General features: G+C 72.1%; 13 protein-coding genes and 1 pseudogene. 5 read left to right on the top strand and 9 right to left on the bottom strand.

Annotated features, from left to right (window positions below; translation table 11 throughout):
• Nucleotides 1-32: 32 nt before the first annotated feature.
• Complete coding sequence (locus PH203_RS13365) at nt 33-947, top strand: aminoglycoside phosphotransferase family protein (RefSeq protein WP_289920107.1); 915 nt, start codon at nt 33-35, stop codon at nt 945-947.
• A gap of 81 nt (nt 948-1,028) precedes the next feature.
• On the opposite strand, the gene PH203_RS13370 is transcribed toward PH203_RS13365, so the two are convergent.
• Nucleotides 1,029-2,075, bottom strand: coding sequence for a hypothetical protein (locus tag PH203_RS13370; RefSeq protein WP_289920108.1), 1,047 nt, complete (start codon nt 2,073-2,075; stop codon nt 1,029-1,031).
• 241 nt (nt 2,076-2,316) lie between these two features.
• Entirely contained in the window at nt 2,317-4,890 is a 2,574-nt protein-coding gene (gene pepN / locus PH203_RS13375) for an aminopeptidase N (protein ID WP_289920109.1), read from the bottom strand.
• 202 nt (nt 4,891-5,092) lie between these two features.
• Here pepN and PH203_RS13380 point away from each other — a divergent pair, with 202 nt between their 5' ends.
• Nucleotides 5,093-5,749, top strand: a complete 657-nt coding sequence (locus PH203_RS13380; RefSeq protein ID WP_289920110.1) for a DsbA family protein — start codon at nt 5,093-5,095, stop codon at nt 5,747-5,749.
• A 9-nt stretch (nt 5,750-5,758) separates the two neighbouring features.
• Here PH203_RS13380 and PH203_RS13385 read toward each other — a convergent pair whose 3' ends face one another.
• The 6 genes and pseudogenes from PH203_RS13385 to PH203_RS13410 all read right to left on the bottom strand — a co-directional run bounded on the left by PH203_RS13385 (nt 5,759) and on the right by PH203_RS13410 (nt 10,316).
• The gene (locus PH203_RS13385) at nt 5,759-5,980 is read right to left on the bottom strand and encodes a hypothetical protein (protein WP_289920111.1); all 222 of its coding nucleotides are present in this window, start codon (nt 5,978-5,980) and stop codon (nt 5,759-5,761) included.
• A gap of 93 nt (nt 5,981-6,073) precedes the next feature.
• The gene (locus PH203_RS13390; RefSeq protein WP_289920112.1) at nt 6,074-6,304 is read right to left on the bottom strand and encodes a hypothetical protein; all 231 of its coding nucleotides are present in this window, start codon (nt 6,302-6,304) and stop codon (nt 6,074-6,076) included.
• A pseudogene (locus tag PH203_RS13395) lies at nt 6,304-6,549 on the bottom strand (glycerophosphodiester phosphodiesterase); the annotation flags it as partial. The gene PH203_RS13390 and the pseudogene PH203_RS13395, both read right to left, overlap by 1 nt.
• A gap of 337 nt (nt 6,550-6,886) precedes the next feature.
• Nucleotides 6,887-8,314: an FGGY-family carbohydrate kinase gene (locus PH203_RS13400; RefSeq protein ID WP_289920113.1), complete on the bottom strand. Its 1,428-nt coding sequence runs from the start codon at nt 8,312-8,314 to the stop codon at nt 6,887-6,889.
• Nucleotides 8,315-8,379: 65 nt separating this feature from the next.
• Entirely contained in the window at nt 8,380-9,411 is a 1,032-nt protein-coding gene (locus PH203_RS13405) for a 2-hydroxyacid dehydrogenase (RefSeq protein WP_289920114.1), read from the bottom strand.
• 62 nt (nt 9,412-9,473) lie between these two features.
• Entirely contained in the window at nt 9,474-10,316 is an 843-nt protein-coding gene (locus PH203_RS13410; RefSeq protein WP_289920222.1) for a DeoR/GlpR family DNA-binding transcription regulator, read from the bottom strand.
• A gap of 228 nt (nt 10,317-10,544) precedes the next feature.
• Between PH203_RS13410 and PH203_RS13415 the strand changes: the two genes are divergently transcribed.
• The 3 genes from PH203_RS13415 to PH203_RS13425 are packed head-to-tail and all read left to right on the top strand — an operon-like array spanning nt 10,545 to nt 13,576.
• Nucleotides 10,545-12,164 (top strand): FGGY-family carbohydrate kinase, encoded by a 1,620-nt coding sequence (locus tag PH203_RS13415; protein WP_289920223.1) that lies wholly within the window; start codon nt 10,545-10,547, stop codon nt 12,162-12,164.
• A complete protein-coding gene (locus PH203_RS13420; protein WP_289920115.1) occupies nt 12,161-12,784 on the top strand; it encodes a histidine phosphatase family protein in 624 nt (207 codons plus the stop codon). Before PH203_RS13415 ends, PH203_RS13420 begins: the two co-directional genes overlap by 4 nt.
• Before the next feature lie 12 nt (nt 12,785-12,796).
• Nucleotides 12,797-13,576, top strand: a complete 780-nt coding sequence (locus PH203_RS13425) for an SAM-dependent methyltransferase (RefSeq protein WP_289920116.1) — start codon at nt 12,797-12,799, stop codon at nt 13,574-13,576.
• A 136-nt stretch (nt 13,577-13,712) separates the two neighbouring features.
• On the opposite strand, the gene PH203_RS13430 is transcribed toward PH203_RS13425, so the two are convergent.
• Complete coding sequence (locus PH203_RS13430; RefSeq protein ID WP_289920117.1) at nt 13,713-14,354, bottom strand: superoxide dismutase; 642 nt, start codon at nt 14,352-14,354, stop codon at nt 13,713-13,715.
• Nucleotides 14,355-14,508: the final 154 nt, after the last annotated feature.

Raw genomic sequence — 14,508 nt, forward strand, 5'->3', positions numbered from 1 at the left:
CCCGGTGCGCGCACCGGCTACGGTGGCTCCGCATGACCACCACCGAGATCGAGATCACCGCAGAGCTGGTGCGGGAACTGCTGCGGGAGCAGCACCCCGACCTCGCCGATCGTCCCGTGGAGTTCGGTGCGCGTGGGTGGGACAACCAGCTGTGGCGGGTCGGGGACGACCTCGCGGTGCGGTTGCCGTGGGTGACGGAGTCCGCCGATGAGCTGGTGCGCCGGGAGTACACCTGGCTGCCCGGCCTTGCGGCGGGGCTGCCGTTGCCGGTTCCGGTGCCGCAGCGGCTCGGGGAGCCGTCCGAGCGGTTTCCGCGGCCGTGGATCGTCACCACGTGGGTGCCGGGGGAGCCTGCCGACCGGGCTCCCGTCACGCGCGGGGCGGAGGCGGCTGATGCCCTCGCCGGGTTCCTGACGGCTCTGCACAGGCCCGCTCCCGCCGGGGCGCCCGTCGGGCGGGGGCGGGGCGGGCCCCTGGCCGATCAGGCCGAAGGGGTCGCCGAGGGGATCGCCTCCGCCGCCGAGCAGGGGCTGATCCCTGATCCGGACGCCGTCCTCGAGGTCTGGGAGGACGCCGTCGCCGCGGCCCCGTGGGAGGGGCCGGCGATGTGGCTGCACGGCGATCTGCACCCGGCCAACGTCCTCACCGCGGACGGCACCCTCTGCGGTGTCATCGACTTCGGTGACCTCTGCGCGGGCGATCCGGCCTGGGATCTCGCCGCCGCCTGGATTCTGCTGCCCGACGGGGCCGTCGACCGGTTCCATCAGGCCTGTCGGCCGGCTCCGGACGCAGCGACCGTGCGGCGCGCCCGCGGCTGCGCGGTGTGGCGTGCCCTCGGCTGCATCTTCATCGGGGACGCGGGTGTCCACGGCCGTCCCGGCGGCAAGCCCACCTGGGGACCGCCCGGCCATGCCGCGCTGCGCCGGCTCCTCGCGACCCGCGCCTGAGCATGCACGCGAGGAGGGGCCGCCGATCCCCCTCCGATCGGCGGCCCCTCCTCTCCCCCCTGATCCCGCCCCGGTCCGTCACTACCGGGGCAGCACCACCACATACGCGGCCGGATCGCGGTCGCCGGACGCCATGAGCGCCGTACGGACCACCGCCGCCTGCTGTTCCGTCGACTCACGGAGCTTCTTCGGGGTGATGTGGACGACCGTGATGCCGAGACGCTCCAGGTGCTCGCGCTTACGGGCGTACTCCGACCACAGCGCGTCCTCGTCCTGGCGCGGGGCGCGGGTGTCCAGCTCGACGGCGACCGCCTGCTCCGGCCAGTACGCGTCCAGGCCGCCGAGGTGGGGGCCGCCGGGCAGGCGCAGGTCGACGTTCCACACCGGGTCCGGCAGACCGTGCTCGCGGACCATGCGGTACAGACGGTCCTCCGCGATCGCCCGGCCCTCCGCCAGCAGGGAGTCCACCGCGTCCACCACGTGCGGTCGGCTCAGCAGCTTGGCGTTGTTCAACTCGCGTACCACCGACGCCGGTTCGGTGTGCCCGCCACGGACCGCCTCCGTCAGCAGACGGCGCACCACCCCCGCGTCCGACAGCTCCGCCACCGCGTCCGCCAGCGCCCGCGGCACCGGCGCCACCGGCAGCCCCGTCACCTGCTCCGCCGCCGGCATGGACGTCGTACGGACGACGCGGGCGCAGCCCGCCGAGCGCAGCCGGCGCAGACGCGGGACCAGGACGTCCAGCTTGTTCTGGGACATCAGGGGCGGGGCCGAGGTGAAGCCGTGCAGGGTCAGGGCGGCCAGGCCCGTGATCATCGCCTCCGCGTACACCGGGGCGTGCGGCTGCTCGGCTCCGGGCTGGGCCGGGACCCTGACGGTGCGCTCCTTCGCCGCGTACATCAGGACCGCGTGCAGCCGCTCCTCGCTGGTCGGCGGGCCCGGGTGGAGCAGGATCACGCCCGGGAGGAGCTGCTGCCAGGGGCCGCCGGAGCGGCACTGCTCGTTGGTCTCGGCCGAGGAGACACCGTGCGACCTCAACTGCGCGGCCGTCATCACTCGGCGGTGCACCTCGGAGAGGTGGCGGACCGGGCGGGGGGAGAGCGGGGGGACCGGGGTGTTGTGGTTCATGCAGCGGGGATTCCCGCCGTTGATCTGATTCCTAACCGCTGTTACACGCCTGTCGACGAATGCGGACAAGGTGGTACTAAAGGACGGATGTTCGGATGCCGAGTAGGCAGCGAAAACCCCTGGTCCGAACGGGTCGGACCAGGGGTTACGGCCCTGATTGCCTGAACTTCGTAACGGCTACCAAGAGCCCAAGCTCTGGGCAGAGATCAAGGGTTCAGGAGATCAAGGGTTCAGTCCGGTCTCAGCCCGCCTTCGCGTCGCACGCCTGGCCCCGCAGCGCCCTCGCCAGATCGTCCCGCGCCTCAAGGACCAGCCGGCGCAGCGCCGGTGCCGCGTCCTCGTGCGCCGCCAGCCACGCGTCCGCCGCCGCCACCGTGGCCTCCGACTGCTGCAGCGACGGGAACAGCCCGCCGACCACGTCCATGCCGATCTGGATCGAACGGCCCGTCCACACCCGCTCGATCGCCGCGAAGTACTTCTCCGCGTACGGCGCCAGCAACTCCCGCTGCGAGGACTGGCTCCAGCCCGAGATCGTCGCCCCCACGAGGGCGTTCGACAGCGCGTCGGACTCCACGACCTGCGCCCACGCCTGCGCCTTCACCGCCTCCGACGGGCGGGCCGCGAGGCAGCGGACCTGGTGGCGCTTGCCGGACGCCGTGTCGTCACGGGCCAGTTCGGCGGCCAGGGCACCCTCGTCCGCGACGCCGTGCGCGGCCAGCGGCTCCAGGAACGCCCAGCGCAGCTCCTGGTCCACCTCCAGACCGTCGATCTTCGCGGTGCCCTCCAGCAGGCCCTGGAGCAGCTGGAGATCGGCCTCGTCCGACGCCACCGTCGCGAAGAACCGCGCCCACGCCAGCTGGTGCTCACTGCCCGGCGCCGCCTGCCGCAGCTCCTTCAGCGCACCCTCGGTCAGCAGCCGCCCGCCCGTCGCACGCCAGGCGGGGGCCACGTAGTGGACCAGCGAGGAGTTGGCCCACGCGTGCAGCATCTGCAGCACACCGATGTCCGACTCCCGGCCCGCGAACCGCAGCACGAGGCCGACGAAGTCCCGGGCGGGCAGCAGCGCGTCCCGCGTCATGTTCCACAGCGCCGACCAGCACAGGGCACGGGCGAGGGGGTCGGTGATGTCCCCGAGATGCCCCTTGAGGGTCTCCAGGGACCCCGTGTCGAACCGCGTCTTGCAGTACGTCAGGTCGTCGTCGTTGACCAGCACCAGCTCCGGCGCCTCGGCGCCCACCGGCTCCGCCACGACCGTCCGCGGACCGTCGACGTCCACCTCCACGCGCGCGTACCGCTCGACCGCACCGTCGGCGCCCTTCCGGTACAGGCCCACCGCCACCCGGTGCGGGCGCAGTTCCGGATGGGACTCCACCGCCTCCTGCAGTACGGCGAGCTCGGCGATCCGGCCCTCGGAGCTCAGCAGCACCTGCGGGGTGAGGGAGTTGACGCCCGCCGTCTGCAGCCACGAGCGCGACCACGCCGCCATGTCCCGGCCGCTGGTCTCCTCAAGGACCGACAGCAGGTCGCCGAGGCGCGTGTTGCCGTACGCGTGCCGCTTGAAGTAGCGCCGCGCGCCCTCCAGGAACGCGTCCTGACCGGCGTACGCCACCAGCTGCTTCAGCACGGAGGCGCCCTTGGCGTAGGTGATGCCGTCGAAGTTGAGCTTGGCGTCCTGCAGGTCGCGGATGTCGGCGGTGATCGGGTGCGTGGAGGGCAGCTGGTCGGCGCGGTACGCCCAGGCCTTGCGGCGGTTGGCGAAGGTGATCCAGGCGTCCTCGAAGCGGGTCGCGCCGACGCCTGCGAAGGTGCCCATGAAGTCGGCGAAGGACTCCTTCAGCCACAGGTCGTCCCACCACACCATGGTGACGAGGTCGCCGAACCACATGTGGGCCATCTCGTGCAGGATGACGTTGGCCCGCGCCTCGTAGGACGCCTGGGTCACCTTGCCGCGGAAGATGTACTCCTCGCGGAAGGTGACGAGCCCCGGGTTCTCCATCGCGCCGAGGTTGTACTCGGGCACGAACGCCTGGTCGTACTTCCCGAAGGGGTACGGGTAGTCGAAGTGCTCGTGGAAGAAGTCCAGGCCCTGCTTGGTGACGAGGAAGACGTCGTCGGAGTCGAAGTGCGGGGCGAGACCCTTGCGGCACATCGCACCGAGGGGGATCTCCAGCGTCGTGCCGTCGGCGAGGGTGCGGGAGTAGGAGTCGGTCACGTAGTGGTACGGGCCCGCGACCACGCAGGTGATGTACGTCGAGATCGGCTTCGTCTCCGCGAAGCGCCAGACGCCGTCCGCGCGCTCACCGACGCCGTTGCTCCAGACCGTCCACTCCTGCGGGGCGCGGACCTCGAAGCGGAACGGGGCCTTGAGGTCCGGCTGCTCGAAGCCCGCGAACACACGGCGGGAGTCGGCCGGCTCGTACTGCGTGTAGAGGTAGACCTCGCCGTCCTCGGGGTCGACGAAGCGGTGCAGGCCCTCGCCGGTGCGGGAGTAGGCGCACTGGGCGTCGACGATCAGCTCGTTCTCGGCGGCCAGGTCCTCCAGGGCGATCCGGGAGCCGTCGAAGACCTCGCTGGGGTCGAGGTCGCGGCCGTTGAGGGAGACGGAGGTCACACTCGGCGCGATGAGGTCGGCGAAGCTGGTGGCGCCGGGCTCGTTGCAACGGAAACGGATCGTGGTGACCGACCGGAAGGTCCGGGGATCCTCCGCGGTGTCCCCGACGGCGGACCGTACGTCGAGGGACACGTCGTACCCGTCGACGGACAGCAGAGCGGCCCGCTCCCGGGCCTCGTCGCGGGACAGATTCTCACCGGGCACGGGCGGTACTCCCTCGGGCGGTGTTCGGTATGTGGACAGCACCGATCCTGCCATGGGGGCCTGACGGGCGGGACCAGGCAACGGGACCGGGGGACGGGGACGACGGGACAGGGGCAACGGGCAATGAGGCGGGGCAACGGGGAATGGGGCGGGGCGGGGAAAGTGTTCTCTCTTTCAATCGAACACTTTCCTTAGGAGACGCATGTCCGAGACCAGCTCCGCGAAGACGCCCGTCGACTTCTGGTTCGACCCGCTGTGCCCCTGGGCCTGGATGACCTCCCGCTGGGTCCTCGAGGTGGAGAAGGTCCGGAACATCGAGGTGCACTGGCACATCATGAGCCTGGCCGTATTGAACGAGCCGAAGGTCGACGAGCTGCCCGAGGAGTACCGCGAGCTGCTGGCGACCAAGGCCTGGCAGCCGGTCCGGGTGGTCACCGCGGCCTGGCAGAAGCACGGCTCCGACATCCTCGGCCCGCTGTACACCGCGCTCGGCACCCGTATCCACAACGAGGGCCAGGGTCCGACCCGCGAGGCCGTCGAGGGCGCCCTGGCGGACGTCGGCCTGCCCGCCGACCTGATCGAGTACTTCGACCAGAAGGACTTCGAGTTCGACGCCGAGCTGCGCGCCTCCCACAAGGAGGGCATCGACAAGGTCGGCCAGGACGTCGGCACCCCGGTCATCGCGGTCCCCGGCGCCGACGGCGAGCAGCTCGCCTTCTTCGGCCCGGTCGTCACCCCGGCCCCCAAGGGCGAGGAGGCGGCCCGCCTCTGGGACGGCACCCTCGCGGTCGCCTCCGTGCCGGGCTTCTACGAGATCAAGCGCACGCGTACGAAGGGTCCGGACTTCAGCAACCTCTGACCGAGCCGGTCAACTGAAGGACGGCGGGAGATCGAAGCCGTCAGCCTGGTTGTAGTAGGGCTGGACCCACAGGCACTGCCCCGACCCGGTCCGGCCCTCACACCGCCAGAAACCGTGAGCCCCCTTCTTCGGGTACACCGACGCGATGTGCTTCTCCTCCTTGGCGTTGACCCTGCGGAACGAGTGCAGCTTCCCCCTGGGACATCGCGGGCAGTGAATCGTGTCGGACATACGGACCTCCCCCTCGCCTCGGCGAGGGGAGCGTAGGCGTGCCGCCTTGCAGGGCGTGAGCCCGGAATCCGTCCCGCCGGGGCGGTAATCGCGTCACTTCTCGGCGGTCTTCTCCTCGCGGAACCTCTCGGGGAGGCGGCCGCCGTCGTGCTTGTTGAGGTGGCGGTAGTACGACAGGCAGCCCTCGGCGGTGCAGCGCCACAGGTTGTCCACCTGGTGGCGCGCGCCCTTGTCCTCGCGAACCGCCGCCTTCTCCGCGTCGTCGAGAATCCGGAAGTCCTCCATGGACCCACAGGTCGGGCAGGCCAGCTTGCGCGTTCCCATCAACCCCTCCTCGCGATCACCGTCAGGTCCGGACAGTCCGTGACCACAGCGTCGACTCCCAGCCCGTAGTACAGCGCGTATTCGGCGAACGGGTCACCGAAATCGTTCGCTCCGCTGCCGCGCCGGAACTCCGCGGTCAGGACCCGGCGCTCCGCGCGGAAGGTGTACGGTCCCATCTTCAGCCCCACCACGTGCGCGCCCGCCAGCAGCGACGAGCCGGCGACCGAGACCTTGTCCGGCCCGATCCGCCCGGCGGCCCCACGGCGACGGACGACCAACGGCCGCCCCCCCACGCCGGACTCCGGGAACCCGCAGCACGCGCGGACACGGCCGAGACCACCGGCGTGGCGGCGGCGCGGTGGCACGATATGCGGCGCACCGGGACCGCCGCCGACCGGTGATTGGGCGCGTGGGGTGCGGGCGTCGTGGTGCCGTGCGGTGAAGGGTGGGTGTGTGCGCGGGGCCGTCGGCCGGTGAATGGGCGTGGGGCATGGGCGTCGTGGTGCCGTGTCGTGAGGGGCGGGCCCGGGCACCGCGGCGGCGTGCGGGTGAAGGGGCCCGGGGGCCGCCGTGAGTCGTGGGTCAGCAGCGGGCCCGTTCCCGGGCCTGGGAGAGTCGGTCCACGTGCTCCTCGTAGCCCTTGGTGTAGTACGCCGCCCGCTCCCCGTCCGGTTCGACGATCGCCGTCGGCCGGGTCCACGCCTCCGTGTCCAGCGCCACCCCGAACCGCTCGGCCGCCGCGAGGACCGCGCCCCGTGCGCCCACCTCGCCCTCGACGACCCTGAGCGGGCGGCCGAGGACGTCGGCGAGCAGCCGCATCCAGGCGGGGCTGCGGGTGCCGCCGCCGCAGACGGCCAGGGTTCCGGTCAGGCCCGCCGCCTGGAGACAGTGCCGGGCCGCGTAGCCGATGCCCTCGCAGGTGGCGCGGACGAGGTCGGCGGGCGTCGACTCCAGGGAGACGCCGGTCAGTTCGGCGCGCAGCCTGGGCTCGACGAAGGGGGCCCGCTCGCCCGAGGGCGCGAAGTACGGCAGGACCCGGACGCCGTTCGCGCCCGGCGGGGTGTCGGCGAGGAGGGCGTCCACCTCGTCATGGCGTACGCCGGTCGTCGACAGCACCCAGTCCAGGGCCGCCGTGCCGACCATCGCCGGCATCGCCCGCAGCCAGTGCCCCGGGCGGTCGGTGGAGATGTACAGGCCGGCCGGTTCGCCCGTCAGGTCCACGTCCGTGGTCGCGACGAGGCTCGCGAGACACGTCCCCACGATCAGCAGCCCGTCGCCGGGCACGGTGACCCCCGCGCCGAGTGCGCAGGCGGGGAGGTCGTACGGGCCGCCGGCGATCCGCGTACCGGCCGGCAGCCCCTCACCGCGTGCCTCGCCCGTCGCGACCGGGTCGCTGACCGGGGCCAGCAGTCCGCGCCGGTGCGTGAGGCCGAGCAGCTCCACTACCCGGTTGTCGTACGTCCGGGTCCGCGGGTCCAGGAACGGCATCGACGCGTCCGACACGTCCGTCGTCGCCCGTGCCGCGCCCGTCAGCCGCTGGAACACCATGTCCTTGCAGTAGACGGCCGCCGACGCCGCGTCCAGGGACTTCGGGTCGTGACTGTCCAGCCAGGCGAGCAGCGGCCCCGGACACCCGGGGAACATCGCGCTGCCCGTCCGCCGGAACACCGTCTCGAACGTGCCGTCCGCCAGCCACCGGTCGACCAGCTCGTGCGCCCGCCCGTCCATCCAGGACGCCGCCGGCCGCACCGGCCGCCCCTCCGCGTCGACCAGCCACACCCCGTCCCCCTGCCCGGTGAGCCCGGCCAGCTCGACGGGCCCGGTCAGGCCCGAGGTGACCTCGTCGAGGACGGCGACGACCGCCCCGTACACCTCGTCCATGTCCTGCTCGACGAACCCGCCGTGCAGCGCCAGGCCCACCGGACGGGCGGCGACGGCCAGTTGACGTCCCGTGCCGTCGAAGGCGGCGGCCTTCACGGTGGACGTGCCCACATCGATCCCGACGTACATGACGCGCCTCCTCGTGCCTCAGATCGGAATGGCTCAGGTCGGAGTGGCTCAGGTCAGAGAGCGGCTCAGGTCAGACAGTGCGCCAGGGCTTCCCCGCGCACCCAGCGGCCCACTTCCTCCGCCGCGATCCGCGCCGCCTTCTCCGCGACCGCGCGTGAGGCCCCGCCCAGATGCGGGGTCAGCACCACCCGGTCCGCCATCCCGAGGAGGCGGGAGCCCGCCGGTACCGGCTCCGTGGCGTAGGTGTCCAGCGCCGCCGCCGACAGCCGCCCCGTCTCCAGGGCATCGCACAGGGCCTCCTCGTCCAGCAGGGGACCGCGGGCCGCGTTGACGACGACCGCGCCGGGCGGCAGCAGGGCCAGTTCCCGGGCGCCGATCAGACCGCGGGTCTCGGGCGTGAGGCGGGCGTGCAGAGTGATCACGTCGGACCTGCGCAGGAGTTCGTCCAGGGACGACACCCGCAGCCCGTGGATCTCGCCGCGGACGTAGGGGTCGTACACCATGACCTGCGCTCCGAAGGCGCACAGCACACGGGCGACCCGGCTGCCGACCGCGCCGTAGCCGACCAGCCCGACGGGGAGGTCCTCCAGTTCCAGGCCGCTGTTCTCGTAGGTGTAGTACGCCGATCCCGCCCAACTCCCTTGCCCGGCGAGGAGGTCATGGGACTGGGGGATGCGGCGCAGGGCCGCCAGCATCAGTCCGACGGTGAACTCGGCGGTGGCGGCGGCGTTGCGGCCGGGGGTGAAACAGACCCGGACGTCATGGGACTTGGCGGCATCGAGGTTGACGTTCACCGGGCCGCCCCGGCAGACGACGACCAGGCGCAGGTCCGAAGCGGCGTCCAGGACTCGTTCGGTGACCGGGCCCATCTGGGTGACCAGCACCTCCGCACCGGACAGCGCCTCGATCAGCGCTTCCTCGGCATCGCTCGCCTCCGTCACCTCCGCCACCGGGCCGAACGGCTCCAGCGGCCAGCCGAGCGTCAACTCGTTCACTTCCAGGGGCTGTTCGCCGACCTCGGCGGCCACCGCCCGGGTGATCAGGTCCGGCAGGACGAAGTGGTCGCCCGCCGCCGTGATCCGCAGGATCTCGCTCATCGCAGGGTGTCTTCCTCTCCCGTCTCGGCGTGGCTGCGCCTGAGTTCACGCGGGCCCGCAGATCACGTGGTTCCGGCCGGTTCCTCGCCGCCCCTCGTGGTGCAGACCTCGTAACGGACCTTGTGCTCGTCCAGGTCCCGCAGCGCGTCCGCACCTGCCCCGTCGTCGACCAGGACCAGGTCGAAGCGGGAGAGCGGGACGACCCGGTGCAGGGCGGTCCGGGCGAGCTTGGTGTGGTCGATCAGCAGCACGTTGCGGGCGGCCGCGTCGAGCATCGCCCGCTTCACGGACACGATGTGCTGCTCCTGGTGGTACGCGTAACCCCCGTGCACGGCCGACGTGGACGCGAAGCAGACGTCCACCCGCAGGGACTGGACCGCCTCGACGCAGGAGACGCCGAGGAAGGAGGAGTGCAGGGGGTCGTAGTCGCCGCCCAGGGCCATCAGATGGATGCCGCGCTGGTCGGAGAGGAGGTTGATCGCCTCCAGGAAGTTGGTGACGACCGTGAGCGGGGTGATCTCGCCGAGGCGGAGTTTGCGGGCCATCTCCAGGGTGGAGGTGGAGTCGTCCAGCATGATGGCCATGCCGGGCTCGATCATCCGGAGCGCGCGCTCGGCGACGGCCGCCTTCTGAGCCCGCATGGTCTTCAGCCGGTACTGCACATTCGACTCGAAGACCCCGGACGGCTGGGCGGTCACCCCGCCCCTGAACTTGCGGACGACTCCCTGCCGCTCCAGCTCGTCCAGGTCCCGGTGGATCGTCATCAGGCTCACCCCGAACCGCTCGGCGAGCTCCGCCGCGGTCGCCGAGCCGTCGGCCAGGACCCGCTCGGCCATGGCGGCCTGGCGGGCTGCGGGGCCCTGCTGTGCGTGGGGACCCTGCCGTGTGCTGCTGCTGGCGCTCATCGTCCCCCGATCCGCCGTGTCGGCGTCGAAGAGCACCCCCGGGTGGGGCTGGGTCCGGTGGTGCAGGGGGTGCTGCGCGTCGGCGATGCGCGGGACACCCGGTTGACGCGTCGCGTCGGCCCGATAACCGAGGGTGTAACGGCGGAAGATGGTCGTCAATCCCTCGCACACGGGTAAATCTCAGTGCAGAGTGAGAAGTTCACGGTTCTTGATGTGCGGGAGGCCGGGATGGCGCAGGAGGCGTGGCTCGGGATCGACCTCGGTACACAGAGCGTCCGGGCGCTGGTGGTCTCCGCTGACGGCCGCGTCCTGGGCAGCGGTACGGCCCCACTGTCCGGGCGCCGCGAGGGACCACGGCACGAACAGGACCCCGGGCAGTGGTGGACGGCGGTGTGCACGGCCTCCAGGGCGGCCGTCGGTGACGGGTCCCCGCACATCGGCGGCCTCGCGGTGTGCGGCACCTCCGGCACCGTACTGCTGACGGACCCCGACGGCCGGCCCGTGAGCCCCGCCCTGATGTACGACGACGGACGGGCCTGGGCCGAGGCGGAGCGCCTGCGGGCGGCGGGACTCGCGGTGCAGAACACCTGGGGGCTGCCGAAGGCGGCGTGGCTGCTGCGGGAGCACGGCGGGGGGCGGGACACCAAGCGCCGCCGGAGCGCGGCGGATGCCGACCGGGCGCCCGGCGACGAAGAGGCGGCGTCGGCAGGGCGTACACCAGGAAGGCCTTCGGCCGCGTCCGACGGCGGCTCGCCCGGGCCTGCGGAACCGCCACGTGCCCCGGACGCCGGTGGCCGTTCCCCCGGCCGCGACCTCCGCCTCGCTCACCAGCCCGACGTCATCACCGCCCGGCTCGTCGGCCACCCCGTCCCCACCGACTCCAGTCACGCCCTCAAGACGGCGTACGACGCGGAGGCTGAGGCATGGCCGGACGGTCCCGGTGTCCCTCCGGCGGTGCTGCCCGATGTCGTACGCCCCGGCACCCGCCTCGGTGAGGTCTGTGCGGCCGCCGCCGAGGCCACCGGTGTCCCCGCCGGCACCCCCGTGATCGCCGGGATGACCGACGGCTGCGCGGCCCAGATCGCGTCCGGCGCCCTGCGCGCGGGCTCCTGGAACTCGGTGCTCGGCACCACGCTCGTCCTCAAGGGCGCGTCCCCCGTCCCGGTGCACGACCCCACGGGAGTGGTCTACAACCACCGGGCGCCGGACGGGAGCTGGCTGCCCGGCGGCGCCTCCAGCGTGGGCGCGGGGGTGCTCACGGCGGCCTTCGCGGGAGCCGATCCGGCGGCGATGGACGAACGGGCGGCGGCGCACGAACCGTCCGGCGCGATCGCGTACCCCCTCGTCTCGCCCGGCGAACGGTTCCCGTTCCTCGCTCCCGGCGCCACCGCCCTGCTCCTCGGCGAACCCGAGGGCGAGGCCGACCTCTGGGCCGCGCTCCTCCAGGGCGTCGCCTTCGCCGAACGCCTCTGCCTGGACTACCTCCACCACCTCGGCGCCCCCCTCGACGGCCCCCTCACCTTCACCGGCGGCGGCGCGCGCAGCCCGTACTGGAACCAGCTCCGCGCCGACGTCCTCGGCCGCCCGGCCCGGGTGCCGGAACAGACCGAACCGGCCCTCGGAATGGCCGCGTTGGCCGCCCATGGGGTGACCGGCGAGGCGCTGCCGGACATCGCCGGGCGCATGGTCCGGGTCCGTACCGTCGTCGAACCCCGCCCCGGCCGCACGCGGGCGTTCGCCGAGCCGTACGCCCGCCTGGTGGACGAGCTCACGACCCGCGGCTGGCTGCCGCCGCCCGTCGCGGCGCACGCACACAGCCGTCTGACCTTGGACACTGCCGACTCATGACCACGACCCTCCTGCTCGCCCGCCACGGCCAGACCGTCTGGCACGCCGAGAACCGTTACGCCGGTGTCAGCGATGTCGCCCTCACCGACACCGGCCGCGCCCAGGCGCGGGCGCTGGGCCGCTGGGCGGCCGCCCACCCCGTCGACGCGATCTGGACGTCCCCGGTCTCCCGTGCCGTCCTCACGGCCCAGCCCGCCTGCGAGGCCCTCGGCCTCACCCCGTACCGCGAACCCGACCTGCGTGAATGCGACTTCGGTGTGGTGGAGGGCCGTACCCTCGCGGAGTTCGCGAAGGAGGACCCCGAGGCGGCGGAGGCGTTCCGCGCGGACCCGGTGGCCTGCCCCTTCCCCGGCGCCGAGGACCCGGCCGAGGCCGCCGCCCGGGGAGCCGCGGCCCTGCACCGGATCGCGGCCGCCCACCCCGGCCGGCGCGTCCTGGTCGTGGCCCACAACACCCTGTTCCGGCTGGTGCTGTGCAGACTGCTGCACATCCCGCTGCGGGACTACCGCCGCACCTTCCCGCGGCTACGCAACGCGGCAGTCACCGAACTCCGTGTGACCAGCGACGATTCCGCCGCACTTCTCTCCCTCAATGTGCCCTGCGAACCGGACGAGTCGTAGCACCATGGGCCCATGACGGAGATCGACACCTCGGTACCCCACTCGGCCCGCATCTGGAACTACTGGCTGGGCGGCAAGGACAACTACCCGGTGGACGAGGCGGCCGGTGATGCCTACACCGCCGTCTTCCCCGGCATCGTGACCATCGCCCGCAGCAGCCGGGCCTTCCTCGGGCGTACCATCCGGTACCTGGTGGAGGATGCGGGTCTGCGCCAGTTCCTGGACGTCGGCACCGGCCTGCCCACCGTCGACAACACCCACGAGGTCGCCCAGCGCAGCGCCCCCGAGGCGAAGATCGTCTACGTCGACAACGACCCGCTCGTCCTCGCCCACGCCCGCGCCCTGCTCACCTCGACACCGGAGGGCGCGACGGCGTACGAGGACCTGAACCTCTACGACCCCGATCGCATCCTGGAGGCGGCGGGCAAGACCCTCGACCTCACGCGGCCCACCGGTCTGATCCTCAGCGGCATCCTCGGCCACGTCGCCGACTACGACCAGGCCCGCGACCTGGTGACCCGTCTCCTCGCCGGGCTCCCCTCCGGCAGCTATCTCTCCCTCAACGAAGGGTCCCGGGGCACCGATCCGGACTACGAGCAGGCCCAGGACGCCTACAACGAGACCGGCGCCGTCCCGTACTTCCTGCGCCCGGTCGACCAGATCGAGGCGTACTTCGAGGGGCTGGAGCTGGTGGAGCCCGGGGTCGTCTCCGTCCCCCTGTGGCGCCCGGACGCCGCCGGATCCCAGCCGGAGCCGATCGGCCAGCACGGCGGTGTGGGGCGCAAGCCCTGACGTGCCGTGCCTTGCCGTGCTGTGCCGTGCACCAGGAAGCCCCCGCGAGTCACGTCCTCGCGGGGGCTTCCGTTCTTCCGCCTGCCCGCGTGAAGGGTGAGAAGACGATCACGAGGCAGGACGACTCACCCGCGCCTCACGGCGCCAGCAGCAGCACGTCCGCCCGGGACTTGGCGGCCTCGTAACGCCGGGCCACGTCCTGCCAGTTGACGACGGCCCACATCGCCTCGATGAAGTCGACCTTCTGGTTCCTGTACTGCAGATAGAAGGCGTGCTCCCAGGCGTCGAAGACGAGGATCGGCGTGGACCCCTGCCCCACGTTCCCCTGGTGGTCGTAGACCTGCTCGACGATCAGCAGCCCACTGAGCGGCTCGTACGCGAGCACCCCCCACCCCGAGCCCTGTGTCGTGGCCGCCGCCTTGGTCAGCTGGGCCTTGAAGCCGGCGAAGGACCCGAAGGACTCGGTGATGGCGTCCGCGAGCTCACCGACACCGTCGACGCCCAGCGGCTCACCACCCCCGTCACCGGTCATGTTGTGCCAGTAGATGGAGTGCAGGATGTGCCCGGACAGATGGAACGCCAGGTTCTTCTCCAGCCCGTTGACCGCCCCCCACGTCTCCTTGTCCCGAGCCTCCGCCAACTGCTCCAGCGCGTCGTTCGCACCCTTCACATAGGCCGCGTGGTGCTTGTCGTGGTGCAGCTCGATGATCTCGGGGCTGATCACGGGGGCGAGTGCGGAGTAGTCGTAGGGCAGTTCAGGAAGCGTGTACACGGGCATGGCGGGGTCCCCTCCGAACCTTATTGCAACTTACTTGCAACTACACGCTAGCAGCAAGAGAGGTGGAGGGGATGCGCGGGCGCGCGGAACGGCCATGCGCGGCGCCCGGAAGGCGATCTACTATCGGTTGCCGTAGCAAGGGGGGTGGATGGCC

It is taken from the genome of Streptomyces sp. S.PB5, assembly GCF_030403745.1.
GTDB lineage: Bacteria > Actinomycetota > Actinomycetes > Streptomycetales > Streptomycetaceae > Streptomyces.

Coding starts and splice junctions, on each gene's coding strand:
- PH203_RS13390 (WP_289920112.1), bottom strand. CDS start 6,304: ATGGGAACGCGCAAGCTGGCCTGCCCGACCTGTGGGTCCATGGAGGAC.
- PH203_RS13415 (WP_289920223.1), top strand. CDS start 10,545: ATGGCGCAGGAGGCGTGGCTCGGGATCGACCTCGGTACACAGAGCGTC.
- PH203_RS13420 (WP_289920115.1), top strand. CDS start 12,161: ATGACCACGACCCTCCTGCTCGCCCGCCACGGCCAGACCGTCTGGCAC.
- PH203_RS13405 (WP_289920114.1), bottom strand. CDS start 9,411: ATGAGCGAGATCCTGCGGATCACGGCGGCGGGCGACCACTTCGTCCTG.
- PH203_RS13365 (WP_289920107.1), top strand. CDS start 33: ATGACCACCACCGAGATCGAGATCACCGCAGAGCTGGTGCGGGAACTG.
- PH203_RS13425 (WP_289920116.1), top strand. CDS start 12,797: ATGACGGAGATCGACACCTCGGTACCCCACTCGGCCCGCATCTGGAAC.
- PH203_RS13430 (WP_289920117.1), bottom strand. CDS start 14,354: ATGCCCGTGTACACGCTTCCTGAACTGCCCTACGACTACTCCGCACTC.
- PH203_RS13400 (WP_289920113.1), bottom strand. CDS start 8,314: ATGTACGTCGGGATCGATGTGGGCACGTCCACCGTGAAGGCCGCCGCC.
- PH203_RS13380 (WP_289920110.1), top strand. CDS start 5,093: ATGTCCGAGACCAGCTCCGCGAAGACGCCCGTCGACTTCTGGTTCGAC.
- PH203_RS13410 (WP_289920222.1), bottom strand. CDS start 10,316: ATGAGCGCCAGCAGCAGCACACGGCAGGGTCCCCACGCACAGCAGGGC.
- PH203_RS13385 (WP_289920111.1), bottom strand. CDS start 5,980: ATGTCCGACACGATTCACTGCCCGCGATGTCCCAGGGGGAAGCTGCAC.
- PH203_RS13370 (WP_289920108.1), bottom strand. CDS start 2,075: ATGAACCACAACACCCCGGTCCCCCCGCTCTCCCCCCGCCCGGTCCGC.